At 43.4% G+C, this 17,802-nt stretch carries 13 protein-coding genes; 5 read left to right on the top strand and 8 right to left on the bottom strand.

What is annotated here, in order from left to right; genetic code table 11:
* Window positions 1–78: 78 nt before the first annotated feature.
* Window positions 79–1,188, top strand: coding sequence for a retroviral-like aspartic protease family protein (locus FIS9605_RS0118340; protein ID WP_026733905.1), 1,110 nt, complete (start codon window positions 79–81; stop codon window positions 1,186–1,188).
* Here the strand turns inward: FIS9605_RS0118340 and trpD are convergent.
* The 4 genes from trpD to smc all read right to left on the bottom strand — a co-directional run bounded on the left by trpD (window position 1,118) and on the right by smc (window position 9,384).
* A complete protein-coding gene (trpD, locus tag FIS9605_RS0118335; protein WP_026733904.1) occupies window positions 1,118–2,239 on the bottom strand; it encodes an anthranilate phosphoribosyltransferase in 1,122 nt (373 codons plus the stop codon). The genes FIS9605_RS0118340 and trpD overlap by 71 nt on opposite strands.
* A 232-nt stretch (window positions 2,240–2,471) precedes the next feature.
* Complete coding sequence (locus tag FIS9605_RS0118330) at window positions 2,472–3,974, bottom strand: aromatic ring-hydroxylating dioxygenase subunit alpha (protein ID WP_026733903.1); 1,503 nt, start codon at window positions 3,972–3,974, stop codon at window positions 2,472–2,474.
* A gap of 663 nt (window positions 3,975–4,637) precedes the next feature.
* Window positions 4,638–5,627: a PRC-barrel domain-containing protein gene (locus FIS9605_RS0118325; RefSeq protein WP_026733902.1), complete on the bottom strand. Its 990-nt coding sequence runs from the start codon at window positions 5,625–5,627 to the stop codon at window positions 4,638–4,640.
* A gap of 58 nt (window positions 5,628–5,685) precedes the next feature.
* Window positions 5,686–9,384, bottom strand: a complete 3,699-nt coding sequence (smc, locus tag FIS9605_RS0118320) for a chromosome segregation protein SMC (RefSeq protein WP_026733901.1) — start codon at window positions 9,382–9,384, stop codon at window positions 5,686–5,688.
* A gap of 167 nt (window positions 9,385–9,551) precedes the next feature.
* On the opposite strand from smc, the gene FIS9605_RS0118315 reads away from it, so the two are divergent.
* Complete coding sequence (locus FIS9605_RS0118315; RefSeq protein ID WP_026733900.1) at window positions 9,552–10,145, top strand: Uma2 family endonuclease; 594 nt, start codon at window positions 9,552–9,554, stop codon at window positions 10,143–10,145.
* Between the two features lie 13 nt (window positions 10,146–10,158).
* Window positions 10,159–10,674 (top strand): GNAT family N-acetyltransferase, encoded by a 516-nt coding sequence (locus FIS9605_RS0118310; RefSeq protein WP_026733899.1) that lies wholly within the window; start codon window positions 10,159–10,161, stop codon window positions 10,672–10,674.
* Window positions 10,675–10,714: 40 nt separating this feature from the next.
* Here the strand turns inward: FIS9605_RS0118310 and FIS9605_RS0118305 are convergent, their stop codons facing one another.
* Window positions 10,715–11,596, bottom strand: coding sequence for a hypothetical protein (locus FIS9605_RS0118305; protein ID WP_026733898.1), 882 nt, complete (start codon window positions 11,594–11,596; stop codon window positions 10,715–10,717).
* 401 nt (window positions 11,597–11,997) lie between these two features.
* Between FIS9605_RS0118305 and FIS9605_RS0118300 the strand changes: the two genes are divergently transcribed.
* A complete protein-coding gene (locus FIS9605_RS0118300; RefSeq protein WP_026733897.1) occupies window positions 11,998–12,402 on the top strand; it encodes a hypothetical protein in 405 nt (134 codons plus the stop codon).
* Window positions 12,403–12,582: 180 nt separating this feature from the next.
* On the top strand, window positions 12,583–13,356 hold the full coding sequence (locus tag FIS9605_RS0118295; RefSeq protein WP_026733896.1) for a hypothetical protein: 774 nt from the start codon (window positions 12,583–12,585) through the stop codon (window positions 13,354–13,356).
* Window positions 13,357–13,387: 31 nt separating this feature from the next.
* Here the strand turns inward: FIS9605_RS0118295 and FIS9605_RS0118290 are convergent, their stop codons facing one another.
* From FIS9605_RS0118290 to glyQ, 3 genes are all read right to left on the bottom strand, one after another.
* Window positions 13,388–15,724, bottom strand: a complete 2,337-nt coding sequence (locus FIS9605_RS0118290; protein ID WP_026733895.1) for a ComEC/Rec2 family competence protein — start codon at window positions 15,722–15,724, stop codon at window positions 13,388–13,390.
* Window positions 15,725–15,878: 154 nt separating this feature from the next.
* A complete protein-coding gene (locus tag FIS9605_RS0118285; RefSeq protein ID WP_026733894.1) occupies window positions 15,879–16,358 on the bottom strand; it encodes a DUF4079 domain-containing protein in 480 nt (159 codons plus the stop codon).
* 174 nt (window positions 16,359–16,532) lie between these two features.
* Window positions 16,533–17,450 (bottom strand): glycine--tRNA ligase subunit alpha, encoded by a 918-nt coding sequence (glyQ, locus tag FIS9605_RS0118280; protein WP_026733893.1) that lies wholly within the window; start codon window positions 17,448–17,450, stop codon window positions 16,533–16,535.
* Window positions 17,451–17,802 lie beyond the last annotated feature (352 nt).

Below are 17,802 nucleotides of genomic sequence, written 5' to 3'. Positions count from 1 at the left end.
GTTTATTTTGTCAAGTGGATACAGACCCTATTCCAAAGTATCGTGGGTGTATGGAGAAGGTAGGCATTATAGAAAATTATGCTTCAGTCTTTTTTCTCCCAAGTTGGGCTAATATTTTTCTCCTTCACACTGGCGATTTTAGCTGTTGCTTGTCGTGAAGACAAACAGATGGTCATGACTGATGAACAACGATCGCAACCAACGCCACAATCAACTGCGTCCAGTGCGATCGCATCTCCTCAGACTACTGCATTGCCAACAGCAAGCCCAGAACCACAACCAATCAAAACTTCTCAGATGCAACCCAACAGTTTTGAATTGGGACTAGACAAAGCAGCCAGTGCTGATACTATCAGTCAATCTGCTCAATCGCCAGAAGATTGGAATTTGGTGGCTAACCAGTATCAAGATGCGATCGCGCTGATGAAGCAAGTAGAGCGACAAAGCCCATACTTCACTAGTGCTCAAAACAAAATACTAGAATATCAACGCCAAATCAAATACGCCCAACAGCAAGCTTCTCCTCGCTGGGAGTCTCCGCCACCAGTCACAACACAAGCAAAACCAAAGCGGATCGTACTTGTTGTTCCCCAAGCATCTCCTACACCAAAGATTGCACAAGAACCTCCTCCAGAAACACCAGAACAATTACTACCACCTTTAACAGTATTCTCACCTCCGCCGCCTAACCCGCAACAGGTATTTGCAGCACCGAGTACGCGGCGAAGTGAACCAGTGGTATTTGTTGCTCCAATTAAACGGCGAGTCGGGGGTACGCCAATCATTGACGTTACCTTTAATGGTAATCAGCAATTTGAGATGATTTTGGATACGGGAGCTAGTGGCACCGTAATCACCCAAGATATGGCAAATGCTTTGGCAATAGTGCCTGTAGGCAAAGCTAAGGCAAATACCGCCAGTGCCAAAGCAGTGGAATTTCCCATCGGTTACGTAGATTCAATTGATGTTGGTGGGATGACTGCGAAAAAAATCGCAGTGGCGATCGCCGGAACAGAACTAGAAACTGGACTTTTGGGACATGACTTTTTTGGCGACTACGAGATTACCATTAAGCGCGATGTAGTAGAATTTCGCCCTCCATCCTCCTCGCATCAGCTCAATTCTTCAGAAACTGGACTAACTCCTCCAACTTCGCCCAAGCCGCACCACTCTGGAGAATATCCTTAGCCACTTTTAAGCCTTGAGCGTGATCTAACAGTGGTATAGCATCACCCACTTGCAAGGCCAATGCAGCATTTAACGCCACTACATCCTGTTGTGGCTGTGTTCCCTTACCTTGCAGTACAGCCTTCAGAATCTCTCCATTCTCCTGGACATCACCCCCTCTCAGTGCTGATAGGGGAGCAGGGGTTAAACCCAATTCCTGAGGATTCAGTGTCGTTAGCTGTACCTCCTCCCCAGATAAAACAGCCAAGTCAGTTATATCACCTAAGCCTGCTTCATCCAGTTTTTCTCGCCCGTGCAGCACAATCGCCTTTTGCGTACCTAGTTGCTGTAAGGCTTGAGCAATTGTTACTAACAACTTAGGATCGAACACCCCAATTACCTGCCCTGTTGGACGTAAAGGATTTACCAACGGCCCGAGTAAATTGAACACTGTCCGCACCTTAAGAGTTCGCCGCAACGAAGCAACCGCCTTGAGTGCAGGATGCCAACCAGGAGCAAACAAAAAAGCGACCCCTACTTCTTTTAACGCTGCTGTCACCTTTTCACTTGAACAACTCAGATTTATGCCCAACGCTTCCAATACGTCAGCACTGCCAACACGACTTGATGCCGAACGATTACCATGTTTGGCAACGGGTATGCCATAGGCAGCAGCAACAAAAGCAACAGCTGTCGAAATGTTAAATGTTGATGCCCCATCCCCCCCAGTGCCGCAGGTATCGATTAGGGAATTGGGCATTGGGAATTGGGAATTGGGCATCGGATCTTTTCTATGCCCCATGCCCCATGCCCCTTGCCCCTTGCCCCATGCCCCTAGAGACTGGAATTGCAATACTTCAGCCATTCCTGCCAACTCCTCAGCAGACACACCTTTGCAGTGGAATGCGGCTAAAATTGCCCCTGACAACTCTGGAGGGATAGCTTCATTGAGCCATCCTTGCATCAATTCTGCGGCTTGAGTGCGTGATAAAGATTGGCAGTCTAATAATTGTTGCAGCAGGTTAGACCAGATGACAGAGGATTCTTGTGCTGGAATCGAGGAATGGTTCATAGATAAATTTATCGATATTTTTAATGCTCGATTAAGATAGTCCCACGGTTTTGAGACTTTTCATAATTTGTCATTTTTGAGCCTAACCCGATCGCCAACTTCAAGAAATTACAACAGAGTAAATTGAAACTATTGAGCCACCTGACAGCCCAAAAGGTTGGTTGCGATTGATACAGTTTTAGAGTCTAGCAACCTAGTTTATTTTTTAGAGTTTAAGAGCGATCGCTCTTAATCAATCATTGTGGGCGTGTTCAAACTCATAAACATAGAACAGGCGACTAAATTTCTTCAGCAGATATCCCACAACTGCAAATAAAATTGCGCCTCCAAGTGCCCACCAGAATTCTGCTGGGGGGACAAAAGTGAAAACGGATGTGCGAGTTTGTTCCATAACTGCGATCGCACTTCTCATCGCTACAGTTCGTGCATCCACAATCACACCTAGGCACAAACACAAAGCAGCAGTCACATACGTCAGTACAGTGAGGCGATTAATGTTTTTCAGAGCATCTTGGCAAACTTTGCAATTTTGAGTATGAGTTGTCCATACATCAAAGAGTTTTTGTTTGTCTCGTTCTACATGGGGAAGTTCAGAGTTACATCCTGAAGCCCAAGGGATACTACCCCCAGCTCGCTTCTCCAGCCATTGGCGAAACGTGATTACCATCTTATCTTGGGGATTGGGTGTATAAACTGCATCCAACCATTTGCCCTTGCTGCGTTGGGCGATAATCTTCTCTTGGTAATGGAGGAAAACCAAATCTTGGTGTAGAAACAGGGAGCCGAGTATATGTCCTAACCATGTTGGCATCGGTAGCCCAAAAAATCCCAAACCTTTCGGCTTTTTCCCTGCCTCATTTTTTACCAACACCTGGCATCCGATATGACGACACCATCCGGGACGGGTCGGAGTAGCATATAAAACTAGGATCAGCTTCCCGCCATCTTTCGAGGTTGAGACAATTCTCATGTGACAGGGTGGTTGGAAGTCATGCACCGCTTGCTCTATGCTTGGGTCTACTGGTGTGATTTCAAAGGAGAACCCTTCCTGAGTAGACATTTCCCGGACTCGAATCATGTCGTAGTACTTAGCATCTTTGTATCTATTGCCGATAATTCCGTGGTGGGAGACGGGTACATGGGCTGGATCTGACACATTCTCCATAAAAAAGTCCCAACCATAGGGGAGATCGCGCACATTCCAAGATAGCTGTACCGCTTTGCCAGAATCATCCTCCAGTTCTGGAACAATTCGCGGCGTCCGCAATTGACTTTCTACTTGAGCTTGGGGGCCAGCTTCTGCCCATACCCACAATAGCCCTTGGCGTTCTTGCGTTGGATAGGCGACAGCACAGGATTTGGGATTTGAGCAGTTTTTCGCCTCAGTCTGCTGATCTTTAGATTGGGGAATACTGACGCATTTCCCCTCAGAATCGAATCGCCAAGCGTGGTAGGCACACATTAGCGTGCCATCCGACTCCACGCGACCTTCAGAAAGAGGAGCAAGTCGATGGGGACAAAAATCTTCAAAGCAACGCCATTTACCGGAGCCATCCCGCCATAAGACAAGATTCTTTCCCAGTAATTGCATAGCATGGGGACGAGACGAGTCTAGGAAGCCTACAACGGCTACTGGGTACCACTGCTTTGTCCATTGGAATATCTTTTCTTCTTCCTCTGGAAAATTACTGTTACTTTTACGTATATTTCCTTGCAGATTAATCTCAGTAGCCATAGGTGCTCCTTGATTACATGAGCCTTACTAATAATTTTAATCTAAGCGCGGGTGCAGCTAATGTTTGCATTGCAACCTTATGGTAAAAGACTAAAAGATGTGGGCGTTGCTGATTTTTATTTGATACCTACCTATCTTTGAAGCAGAGGCTCTAGAGTTAACGCAAGCGAAGGGACGGCTATACCCCCACCTCGCCCAAGAACTGAATGCAGCGAGGACAGAGACATTCAGTGCCCTATATAACCTGGCACTGGACTGGACACTGGGGCAGGTGGCACACAAAAGCTACTCCCTTGGTGTTTCCTAAGATTGGTAAGGGCGATCGCACTCTATAACACTTCATATATGTCCGATTGGATAGTATAGAAGACAGCGCTCAGCTTTCCATCGGTGGATTCACTGGCATGGTTGAAAACCATAACCCCAATTTTCAGGTATCAGAACTTAGTACACATTTCATAAATTCATAGCGAAAATTTTGTACCAAGACTCTGCGTCCCTCTGCGCTTACCTCTGTGCCCCTCTGCGTTTAAAATCGCTACTTTTTTAGGCAAAGCTATCTTAGTTAATCTCCAATTTGTCTTGAAAGTTTGAGGAAAAATACTTTTACATAAAATAACCCCCTCCCCGCAAGCGGGGAGAGGGCTGGGGAGAGGGGTAAACTTAATATCCGCCTTCTTCTTCGTACTCTGGCTGTCTCTCTTTCACCTTCTTAGGAATGTTTATTGGCTTTGGTGGCTCGTCATCCCAAGCATCGCGATTGAGATCGTCGTCGTAATCTTCGTAATCTTCGTCGTAAGCCTTGCTGGTATAAGGCTGTGGGGGTTCGTAGGGTTGGGCTTCATACCTATCTTTACCCGTTGCCTCACTCCAGTTATCTTCTTCCTCTTCTTCGTAGCGAATCGATTCGTACGATCGCGCTTCCATTACCCGACGTTGGGGAGGCCGTTCTTCTTCGTAATAATCTTCGTCCCATTCTTGCGCTACAGGTTCGGGAGCGCGAACCTTCGGCTTAATTGGCTCGATTGGTACACCACTTGGCAGCTGATTTGATGGTGCTACTGTCCGCGGAGCATAGTTGTAGTCTTCGACTGCTTCCCGCTCCCACGGCGCTCTACCGATACCTAAGCGCTCTAAGATACCAACTGTCAACTGAGTTACCCGTTCTTCAGCTCCCTCAAAGACAATCAGTCTGTTCGGGCCTGTGCTGACAATTTCTTCCACCGACAGTTCGTAGGTACTCAGGAATGAATCTGGAATTTGTGGCAGTCCTAAAGAAGCAACGACAATAGAGTAGATTTTACCTGTTTCTCCATTGAACTTGAAGCCCCGCACCTTGCCTAAGACTTCACCAGTTTCTGTAATCACTTCCCAATTAATGAGGTTGCTGTATACATCAACCTCAATATCTTCGATCACATCCTCGTTATCAACCAGAATCACATCCCCGATTTGGCTGATGTTGTTGAGGTACATGTAGCGCGGTATCCCAGACACAGAGATCAGGCTGTCTCGCAAGCTAAGAGCCACAACCTCTCGCTGATCTACATCAACCCAGACTTGACTTACTATTCCTAGCCGCTTGCCATTGTCGCGGGTGATTACCTGAGTATTTAAAATATCGGAACGCCTAATTACTTGTTCAGAGGTCATTCTATACCGAGTCCTGATCTCGAATCCGGTTTATCTATACACTATTATTAACAAATTCTCAAGCCGAATTATTAGACGATTGTAACTTAATACCCAAAACTTGAGTAAAGGCTCCTCTTGCTTGAGTAACGCCAATCGTGCGTTCGGCTGATTCTATCATCGGGCGACGCAAACTCACAACAATAAATTGTGCTTGTTTCGCCTGTTGTTTAATCATTTTAGCTAATCGTTCTACGTTTGCCCCATCGAGAAACATATCTACTTCATCAAATGCGTAAAATGGCGATGGACGATACCTTTGCAAGGCAAAAATAAAACTTAATGCGGTGAGAGATTTTTCTCCCCCAGACATGGAAGCTAGGCGCTGTACGGGTTTGCCTTTTGGATGTGCCACCAAATTCAATCCGCTGCTAAATGGATCTTCGGGATTGTCGAGTTGCAAATAGCCGTCACCTTCAGAAAGTGTGGCAAAAATTGATTGAAAGTTTTCATTAACGGCGTCGAAGGCTTCTTTAAAAGCGCGTTGGCGCAAAGTAGTAAAGTTTTCAATCCGCAGCAGTAATTCAGTGCGTTCTGCTTCTAATGTCTGTAACTTTTGACTGAGTTCCTCTAATCGTTTTTGGGTACGTTCGTATTGTTCCAAAGCCAGCATGTTGACTGGTTCCATTGCTTGCAGGCGCTTAGAAAGCGATCGCAATTCTTTTTGCAATTCTTCTAAATCAACTTTATCCGGTACTTCTGGCAAGGGAGATGGCAATTCCGCCGCCACTGTTTGCAGTTGCGCTTGCACGTTGGCGAGTTCCTCTCGCCGTGTCTGCTGAGTTTCTTGGAGTTTTTGGATTTCCCACTCTAATTGTTGTTGACGCAGCAGGTGCGATCGCAATTCCTGTTCAGTGCGATCGCGTTTTTGTTTTTCTTCTCCCAAACTCGCCTCCATTTCATTGAAACGTTGACGAGTTGCAGCAATTTCACTGCTGAGTGCTGCTTCTTGTTCTCTCAGCGCAGCTAATTGGTTTTGCTGATTTACTTGTTCATTTTGATATTCAGTAATACGCTGTTCTGCTTCTTGAATTTTTTCTTGCAATCGCTGTTGTTGATTTTCCAAGCTTTTTAGGCGTTGTTCTGCTTCCCTTAATGCTTTATCTCGTTGTTGCAATTGTTGCTCTTTATTTTTTATGACTGCTTGGATTTGTTGCCATTCTTGGGGAGTTTGAGATGCTTCTAACTCTGCCAATGCCTGACGTAATTGTTGCAATTGTTGCTCTTGTTCTGGTAAATCCCGGTCTAAAATTTCCAAGCGGGATTGAGCGTGAGCAAATCTTTCGCTGTTTTGGGCAAGCTGCGATCGCGTACTTTCCAGCTGTGCTGTCAAAGTTTTTATTTCTTTTTGTAACTGCTCCAATTGCAGTTGCTGTTCGCGCCGCACCTGTCGTGCTTCCGTTAGTTCTTGTGAAAGCTGTTTGGTGCGGGTAGAAAGAGATGCGATCGCCTCTGTACAACGTTCTAAAATCCGCTCTACATCCACCAAGCGCTTTTTCAGTGCCACGACTTCCTCAGATTCTGCCGCTTCCCCACTGCCAAACCGCAACGCCGAACGCTGGACGATGCTACCACCAGTCATCGCACCACTAGTTTCTAGCAATTCCCCTTCCAAGGTCACTATCCGATACAATCCCAGGTTTTTACGCGCGTGTTCCAAGGTGGAAAATACAACCGTACTGCCAAAAACGTAAGCGAACACATCTCGATAACGAGGCGCACACTCTACTAAATTGACAGCATAGCCAATAAAACCTTGAGCCAAGCGCAGTGTTGCATCAGGGGTAAATTTGGGGACATGAATTTTGTTTAGTGGTAAAAAAGTGGCTCTACCAGCGCGTCTTTGCTTTAACAGTTCAATTCCCGCAGCTGCAATTGAGTCATCTTCTACAACAATATGTCCCAAACGCGCACCAGCAGCAATTTCCAAAGCGAGTTGAAAGCGTGGTTCCACCCGTCCTAACTGCACAACTAACCCACAAATACCGCGCATTCCTGATTGCAGGATGACTTTGCCTGCGCCGGTTCCTTGCACTTCTTGTTGCGCTTGCGCCTGTGCTTCTAATTTATCCAACTGGCGTTGTTTCTCTCGCTGCTCTTGCAACAGGCGTTTTTGAGTTTCCTGTTGAATTTGCAGCTCTTGTTCTGTGGCGGTAAGATTTTGCGCTAATTCTTGGATCGGTTCGCTACCAGCGTTAAATTCTGTTTCCAAACTAGCACACTCTGCTTGTTTTTCGGCTAATTGCGGTTCTATGCTTTCAATTAGTTGGGTTTGCTCTTGAATTTGCTGCTGTAGTTGGCGATCGCGTTCCCGTAGTTGTGCTTGCTCAGTACGTTGAGGTTCGACGGTTTGCAATAAAGTTTCGATTTGGCGGTTGAGTGCAGTTTGTTGCTGTACCCACGCCTCGGAAGCAGAAGCAATTTCCGCCGCTGCTTGGCGCGAATTTTCTAATGCTTGTTGTGCTTCATCCCGTTCAGTTTGTAGAGACGCGAAATTTCGCGTCTCTACATTTTGTTGTTGCACTAGTTGTTCTATGGTTTGCTGGTGCTGTTGAATTTCTTGCTGAGTTTGAGCAAGACGCTTCGCTGTTTCTTGGGATGCTGTTGTTAGTTCCGTTTGCTGGCGCTGGAATTGTTTGCGTTCTGCTTCTTGGTTAGCAAGGGTTGATTGTACTGCTAAAAGTTCTTCTTCTCCCAATGCTTTCACACGGGCGTTGAGTTGCTCAAGTTCGGTGTTTGTTTGAGTGATGACTGTATTGAGGTTAGTAAGTTGTTCTGTGAGTTCACTCTTATTGCGATCGCCTGCTTGAATTTGGTTAGCTAATTTTTCTTGTTGATTTTGCAGCGTACGCCAAGACAACACCGCTTCCCACTTTTGTTTTTCCAAATATTCAGTGCGAAGTTTTTGGTATTTTTCGGCTTTGGCTTTGTCTTGGGAAAGGCGATCGCACTGTGCGGTTAATTCTGTTTCGATAATGCGACAGCTATCTTCCTTTTCCTTAACTTGTTCTAAAGTTTCTTTGGCTTGGTTAATTTTACGGTCAAATGCTGCCACCCCTGCCAATTCATCAATAATTTCCCGCCTTTCGCGAGCGTTCATAGAAATAATACTGGTTACGTCCCCTTGCAAAACGACGTTGTAACCTTCTGGATAAACACGCAACCGCTCTAATTCTTCGTGTAACTCTGTAAGTGTGGCAGAGACACCATTAATGTAATAAGTGGAAGTGTAAGTTCCTTGTGGGGTAACGCGCAACCTTCTAGTCACACTCCAGTCTCCGCCAGGTTTAGCGCGGATTTTTTCTTTACGATTTCTTTCATCCTCGCTTTCTTCTGCTTCTCCTACATCCTCCTGAACCCTTCCTGTATCCTCCTCGCTAGCGGGGAGGGTATCCACTTCCACCGTAGAAACAATAGGCTCACTTTCTAAGAGTTCATCCGGTTGATGATCTGACAAATCAAACGTCACTGTCACGATCGCTTCGACAGTAGAACGAGATTTGCTTGTTTGTGTGGTGTTGACAAGATCGGGTAGGCGATCGGCACGCATTCCCTTAGAACTAGCGAGTCCCAAACAAAATAGTAGTGAGTCAAGGATATTTGATTTGCCGGAACCATTTGGTCCAGAGATGACAGTGAACTCCGGCAGCAGAGGGACAGAGGTAGTGCCACCGAAGGATTTAAAATTGGTAAGTTCCACCCGTTTAATATGCACCATAGGCACTGATTACCTGGGAAGCTCGAAGTTCAAGTGTACTAGTGAAAGTTGTTAACAAGTTTAGTGGATAAAGAATTATAGAATCGCAGAGGACGTAAAAAAGAAGCAATGATATTGTAGGGGCAAAATAAAATTTATAAGTTAAGGGCAATAGGTGAGGCAAAATCATGAGGGCTACAATAGCCAATGTTAGCTTTGAGGAGTATTTAAAATTCTGTGATGGGACTGATAAGCGCTATGAACTTGTTGATGGGGAGTTGGTAGAAATGCCCCCAGCACGAGGTAAACATGCAGACATTACTGATGCTTTAAATGACATCTTCAAAGTGGAAATTAAACGTCTGGGAAAGGATTGGATTTCTCGGCACAGTTCTATAGGAGTGATGGTTCCTGGTGTTGGTAGACGGGCAACCTCTAAGATTCCAGATATTTGTGTGGTTACAGCGTCACAGTGGCAGGAACTGCAAAATCAGTTTGCTGTTTTGGTTGACTCGCCGCCCCTATTGGTAGTTGAGGTAGTGAGTGAGGGAACCAAAATTATTGACCACAGGCGGAAACGGGCTGAATACAACGTCGTAGAGATTCCTGAATACTGGGTGGTGGACTTTATTGAGAATGATCCAAAGTATCCGCTTGGGGTAACAGTTTTCACCTTAGTAGACAGATTTTATGAACAAGCGGTTTTCCGGGGCAATGACCGGATTATCTCTCAAATCTTTCCTGAACTCACCCTGACAGCTAATCAGGTGTTGCTAGCATAGCAGAAAGTTAATAATGCTAAATATTATCCCAGAAACAAACGAAGAAATAGCAAAGATTCGCCAAGTAATAATAGATGCTTTTGGTCGAACAGAAGAAGCTGACCTTGTAGACAAAATCCGTCACTCTCCGAATTTTATACCCGAATTGTCGCTCATAGCAGTAGAAAATCAACAGGTGCTAGGGCACATTATTTTTAGTCGTATAGTTATTGAAGCGCCTCAGCAAACTATTCCAGCACTAGTACTGGCACCACTAGCAGTTATATCATCACGCCAGCACCAAGGTATTGGTAGTAAGTTAATACAAGCAGGTTTATCAAAATGCTGTGAATTGGATCATGCCATTGTCATAGTTGTTGGAGAGCCGAATTATTATCAACGCTTTGGTTTCCAAACAGCAAGCGAATTCGGCTTGCAATCATCATTATCTATTCCCGATCCAGTATTTATGGCATTAGAGCTAAAACCTAATGCTTTGACAAATATTAGTGGTATGGTGCGTTATCCTGAATACTTTCAGGAAGTTTGAGAAACTTTTATCTGGCGTTTTCCAAGTAAATTGAAAGATTTTATCGCCATAAAACATACGGTTTTTGCTGTTCAGATAACTTGTCAGCCATTAACAGCAAATCCTCCCCAGGTAGGGAAGATTTGCAATAAAATGGATATCTTGGCTGTCTGCTAGTGTAATCATAAAATATTGCTATTCTATCGCCATCTATAGGTATTTTACCTCTATGAAAAACGTTGCCAGTATCTGCAAAAACTACTGTGCCAGCAGAACCTGTGCATGATTTCCAATGCGATGGCGATAAAACATTTTGCATTCTTTTTTCTTGAATATATCCCTGTTTATATCCTAAAGAATTAGCTATTTTTGATGTTAGGGACTTTGAAATATACTGAAATGGTCCATAATCTTCATTTATATCATTTAAATACACGATCGCTTTCAGAATTTTTCTGTCTTCTACATCTATATGCCAGAGCCTAGATTTACGTTCGACTTGATTGGCAATATCTCTGCGAAAATATGCACCATGATAAGCTACGGGCAAACCAATATAATTCTCAGCAATATTGAGTAAACGCTGTTCGAGTCCCCACAGAAAAATTTCTGGGTACTCCATCATTTGTTCAGAACTAGCATGAACAACATACTCATTGTTATCACCAGAACTACCTTTTGGCAGTTTTGGCATTAAATTTTTTGCTGCTGCAAACATTTGCTCTGTAGAAGGGATACATAAAGCTTCTAGTGAAGTAACTACTACTCCTTCACGTTTAATAGCCTCAACCAAGTTCCAATCTGCAGTTGAAATAACAGGTAGACGAGCAAAGTGTTGTTCTAGCGCTGCTTGATAATCTCGTTCTGCTTGATTTAGCAAGAACGAAACTTTATAAACATTTCTTAAGATTCGATTACGTAGCTTTTTAACAAGAACACTCATATTTTTGCCTATTTTTTTTGTATGAAATTGTTCTGATGTATTTTAAGTAGTGTTACGTGTGTTTGTCTAATTAATCGTCTTGATTTTTACAAAAAATTTATTTTTGCTTAACAAAACTAGCTACGCGATCGCCAAATTCTAAAAAATATGAATGTTCTTAAACAAAAGAGTACTTCATGACGTAAGGTTCCGGAGAAAATTATACAAAGTTCTACTATCAAATCTATTTGTATAATCTGGCTTTATGGCTGTATTTAACTATCTACTTACTGTAAAATTCATGACGTGAAAGTATTTCGAGAATTTCTGGTGACTCGGCGCAGCATTTTTATTTTTAAAAAAGTTATGAAAATTAGACAAGCCTTGAACGCAGACAAGACTATAAAGGAGTAGCAGGAATCATGCGATTAATTGTGATTTTAATTTTGCTGGGACTATTGACTGCGTGTACTACCACCGTACTTGCACCAACAAGTCAATTAGTGGAAAAAGCGATCGCACTTCAGTTAGAGAAAACCCAACAACAACTCAACCAACAATTGGATCTAGATTTCCAAGGATTTAAAATAAATCACCTATCAATTAATCAAGAAAAACCTCTGACTATTCAAAATCTGCTAACTTACCGCGTTCGTGGAACGTATAACCTCACCTTTAAACTGCCAAAACGTCAGTTAACACAACCACAAAAACCGTTTGAAGTTTATCTGCAACTTCAACAAGAAGGTAAAACTTGGCGGTTGTTGCTTCCCGAAAAAGTCCGCAAGGACACTGAACCTGTTTGGCACAGCTATCTGATTCAGTAGTTAATGGTTATTGGTTGGTTGTTGTTTGTTGATTATTGGTTACTCCAACCAACTACCAACTACCAACAAACAACAAAATCCAAATTATTGTGTGTAACTCTAAAAACCATCACAAGCATTTCAGCTTCTCTCCTCATCCACAGTCAAGATGGAAGCGATACCTCTACAGGAGAGAAGATTGTGTATTTTAACTTTTTTATCAGCTCTAGTATCGGAGTTGTAGCTTTAGTGCTGCTAATTTTCAGTGTATTGCAATGGTTTCATGTACCTTCTGGTAGTTTCCTTGACTGGGTAATTGGTGGTGCAAGTTTTTGGTGGCTGTTAGTGATTGTAACTGTGCCGTGGAACGTATATTTTAAAGCAAAAGAAGTATTAGCAGAAGGAGAACAATCAACTGAAAAAGAAATTCCCGTAGATGAGAAACAAGTTGATTACGTTAAAGTTTTAGCAAAGCGATCGCTCATTATTGCTATTGCCTTACACCTATTCTCAGCCGCGGGTCTTTATATCCTGTCCGCCACAGGTATTAGTGCTGTAGGATATATTGGTTCTGGTGCGGCTTTACTGTTAACAGGTTTACGTCCAGCTATCAGTGCTTATGAATATTTATATGCACGCCTGAATTTAATTCGTGATGAATGGAAGTATCCCCGAGAAGATATATTTGAACTCCGCAACCGCTTTTACACCCTAGAAGAAAGTATCAAGCGTTTAGAAGAACAACTTAATCCAGAAAATTCTTACTCAGTCGTAGCAAATCAACAGCGTTATGCAGAAGAAACACGTAAAGAATTAGCTCGGATTTCTGCTAATTTAGAAGAATTACGTGCTACAAATCAGACAGAACACGAACGTTTAGCAAGAGATGCACGAGCTGCGATCGCACAACTTTCCACTGATGGACAATTTCTCGATCATGTTCGTGAAATTATCAGATTCTTTAAAACAGCATAAACGCAACTGAAGATACTAAAGCCGATGACATTTACAACACTGAAGTATTATTTTCTGTTGCTTGGATAAATGTTTCAAACTCACCATTGGCAGTCCATTGAATTGCTCCATCTCTGCCTGTAAAGTATAGTTTTGTCTGACTTTGGTTTTCTTCTGGTAAAGCTTTTTGGTCAATGTTGGCGCTAGGTGCGATCGCCACTTGTGGTTGCAAGGTAGTAACCAATTCTTTTAAGGTCTCACCAGGACACCACAACACTTGCGGACGAGGTAATCCTCCTGTTTGGACTAGCTGACGTATTTCCGTGGGTTTGAGATTGCCTACTAATAGCCAATATTGACCCTGAATCTGCATTTGTAAAATAGGCAATTCATTGTTAAGTAATTGAGCAACGATTGCATCAGCACTGATAGTTTGACCTACTGGCAAAGCTTGGTAAAAGCCCTTTTGCTTTTGCACTACTTGTTGAATTACTTGACTATTAAGGGCATTTTCCTGAGTAGGAGCATAATCATAGAAGACTTTAATTGGCAAACTTTGCAACACTTCTAGCCAACTGTTGCTACCGTTGTGTTCAAAATCAGAAGCGATCGCCCAATCGATTTGATTCACACCTTGTTGTTGTAAGAACGGTAAGATTGTGAAGCGTCCTGTTTCCTCATTACCACTATTAATTAGCGTTACCTTACCTCTATTTTGAACCACCACAACAGGCTGTTCACCAGCTGCCAATACCGTGATCCGAAATAGCGTATTTACAGAGTGCCACATCGGAATTAGCACCAACCCAAGGGTAATGAAACCAGCAAGCCACCATCGTTTTTGCCACCAAGGTATCAAGCAAACTAATATAATCAGCATATAAATAGCTAGCAGCTGCCAAGTACCAATTTTGCCGACAGCATAAGAATTTCCTGGTAGATTGCAAAAAAATTCTACTAGCTTGATTAACCAATCAGTAGGGTAATGCAATACTCCAGCTAGCACACTGCCAGTTTCCGGTACAATTAACGCAACTACAGCGCTAACAATCCCACCTATACTAATAACTGAAATCAATGGTGTGCTAACAATATTCAGCAATAGACTATAAGTTGGCACAACTCCAAATACAAAAAGTTGAACTGGTAAAGTCCAGATCGTAGCTGCGAGAGGAACAGCAATTAAAGAAGCGATCGCAGGTGGCAACCATTCCAAACGTTGAGTCAAGGGTGGTACTGTAATTATCAACCCCAAAGTTGCTAAAAAACTTAACTGAAATCCTAAATCCCAAATCCACAGAGGATTAAACAACAATAACAGAGTTGCAGTAACCAGCAGCGATCCTAGTTGTTTGACTTTGCGTTTTAATCCTAGAGCAATTAAAGCTGCAAATCCCATAATTACAGCTCTTAGCACCGCAGGTTGGAAACCTGTCAAGCATAGAAAAATAATTAAAGCTAAACTACCAAGGGCAATTTGGGTTGATTCTTTGAAACCTTTTGTCAATCCCAACACTACACCCAAAATCAACGAAGTTTGAAACCCAGAAGCAGCCAAAGCATGAGCTAAACCAGCTTTGACAAACACATCACGGGTATCATAAGGTAAATCAACAGCTTTGCTACCCAACACCATCGCACTCACAAGCGGCCCTGCTGGAACACCCAAAGACTGAACTTGCGATCGCACAATTCTTTCTCGAACTTGCCACCATCCCCATTGATGTTGTTCTTCATCCAACACATCTACCAGTCTTCCGACCAAACCAGCAAATGTTCCTTCTTGCTGAAGAAATTTTTGAAAGTCAAATGCACCGGGATTTGATGGTGGTTTCGGTTTGTACAAAACCCCAGTCACAGCAATTTCTTGCCCAGAGTGCAATCCAGTAGCCTGAAGTATAGGCACTGTTACATATAACTTACCTGTTACACCTTTACTTGCACCTGCCGATCCCTTGTCATTTTTAACTTCATCAAGCTTAGTTGCTTTTAGCCAAAACTGTCCTCGCTGACTGCGAGTTAAGCGCGGTGTACTCACCACCTCACCACGCACAATAAAAATTTGTTCTTGGTTACTATTCTCTGATGGAACAAACTTACTGATATCGTTTGCTCCCGGTTGGGGAACTCGTAGTGGAAAATACAAAGTTGCCAACAATCCCACCACCCCAGCAATTAGCCATATCCTTGGATGAGGAATAGTTGACAACAGCTGCGGTGCTGTCTTGGTTTTTTGCGATATTTTCTGTAGGATCAAGCGTCGTCTTTGAAAAATAACTGCTCCCACTACACCTAAAAGCATCATCCAAACGCCACCCCAAGGAATTGCTGTAAACAGCAACCCAATAATGTAACCAAGACAGATAATCACACCACTTGCTTGAATCATCACAATTCTTATGAAAATACCTAGCGACTAAAGTCGCAGCTACAAAAACAAAGTCCGCCTGCGCGGACTCGATCAAGCCTGCCTATGCAGGCTTTGTTTGTATAGCCTCAGATTTATAGTCTGAGGGCGTTTTTTATCTTTGGCAATACCCAGATCACAAAGACATGCCTAATTTCAATCCCAATACAACATGAACAAGCATCAAACAAAGTGCTGTACTACCCAAATATGCATGAAGTGCACGTAATCCAGGTTTATTGCCACCAAATTTACTCAAAGAAATTGCACCATTAATCCCCAGCAATAACAGCAAAATTGAACCAGTCCAAAAATGAGAACTTTCAAAAATTGGCTGACGCTGCATTACTAGAGACAGCACACCACCTGTGTAACCTAGCGCCATAAATAAAAACATCCACGGTGCAAGTTTGCGATGGTCGGTGCGACTTTTCATCGCTACTTCCTTATCTTCAGCTAGTCGCCCTCGCCAACCAGTGAACCCTACAAAGCTTCCCATCGCAAAGATTACAATTCCCATCATTGCTGGGTGTCCCCAATGCATTATCGGTTCGGGGATGCCTAAACTACGAAACCAAGCAGCTATCAGTTCTAGAACCTCAGTTAAATTAACCATCTTATTCACACCATCACTTGGTTTTCACATTCCCTTCAATAACACAGAATCTATTTCCCCATTTTTGAAAAGGGTTGAGGATATATGCGTAAGTCATAACTTGGCAAGGGATGCCAGCAAGCTGCTTGGATTAGAGCTACACTAACGCATCTCCAAATAATAATGTAATGCCCATCAGTTGCTGATTGAGCCAGCTACCTGATTCAACAGTGGAAAACCCAACTTTTCTCGTTGTTCCACATACAGTTGCGCTACCTTGCGTGCTAAATGCCGAATTCTGGCAATGTAGCGAGTCCGTTCGGTAACTGAAATTACGCCTCTTGCATCCAGCAAATTGAATGTGTGCGAACACTTCAATACATAATCCAAACTGGGTAAAACTAATCCTCGCTCTGTCAATTGCTGCGCCTCTTGCTCGTACATATTAAATAAAGTCAGCAGCATCTCTGGATTTGAGGCTTCAAAGTTGTAAATACACTGTTCAATTTCGCCTTGGAGGTGAACATCTCCATATTTAATATTGTCCGTCCACTGGATCTTAGTCATCGCCTCCACTCCCTGGAGGTACATAGTCAGTCTTTCCAGACCGTATGTCATTTCAATCGATACAGGACGACAATCAATTCCTCCACACTGCTGAAAGTAGGTAAATTGGGTAATTTCCATCCCATCTAACCACACTTCCCAACCAGTACCCCAAGCGCCTACCGTTGCATCTTCCCAGTTATCCTCCACAAATCGGATATCGTGGTCTTCCGGACGGATGCCTAAAGCCCGTAAGGAGTCTAGATAAATCTCTTGGATATTATCTGGCGAAGGCTTAATCAGCACCTGGTACTGATAATAATGCTGAAAGCGATTGGGATTTTCGCCATAGCGACCGTCAGTAGGGCGACGACAAGGTTCAACGTAAGCAACTGCCCAAGGTTCTGGCCCCAAGGCTCTTAAAAATGTGTGGGGGTTCTTAGTTCCCGCTCCCTTCTCAATATCGTAAGGCTGAGCGATAAGACAACCGCGTTGACCGCCAGGTCTCTCTGAAAGAGACTCGCTCCAAAATTTGTGCAAAACCTCTATTACCGACTGAAAATTCACAACAACCCTTCCGTAAATTCAACATTGCCTAACCCATTGTTGCCTAAAGTCAGCACTGTGAGCAGTTTTGGAATATCAAAAAAAGTAGTTCAAAAATTTTTTCTCAAATAGTTGACAAAGGGGTGTGGAGTAGCTACTATAAGAAAGTGCCTTCGGAGCGGGCACGAAAGAAAACCGCTCGGGCGGCAACCGAACCATGAAAACAATATAGTTTTGAAAGCCATTATAAAGCACCTTGCCTGCGGGAGTAAAGAATAAAGACCGAGGCTGAGGTCAAAAAATAAACAGCCGGATGAACAATGTAGAGACGCGCCATGGCACGTCTCTACACCAGGAAATCAAAACGGAGAGT

Source organism: Fischerella sp. PCC 9605, from assembly GCF_000517105.1.
GTDB lineage: Bacteria > Cyanobacteriota > Cyanobacteriia > Cyanobacteriales > Nostocaceae > PCC9605.
The sequence above is the reverse complement of the archived record's forward strand: the minus strand, read 5'-3'. Positions and strand labels throughout refer to the sequence as shown.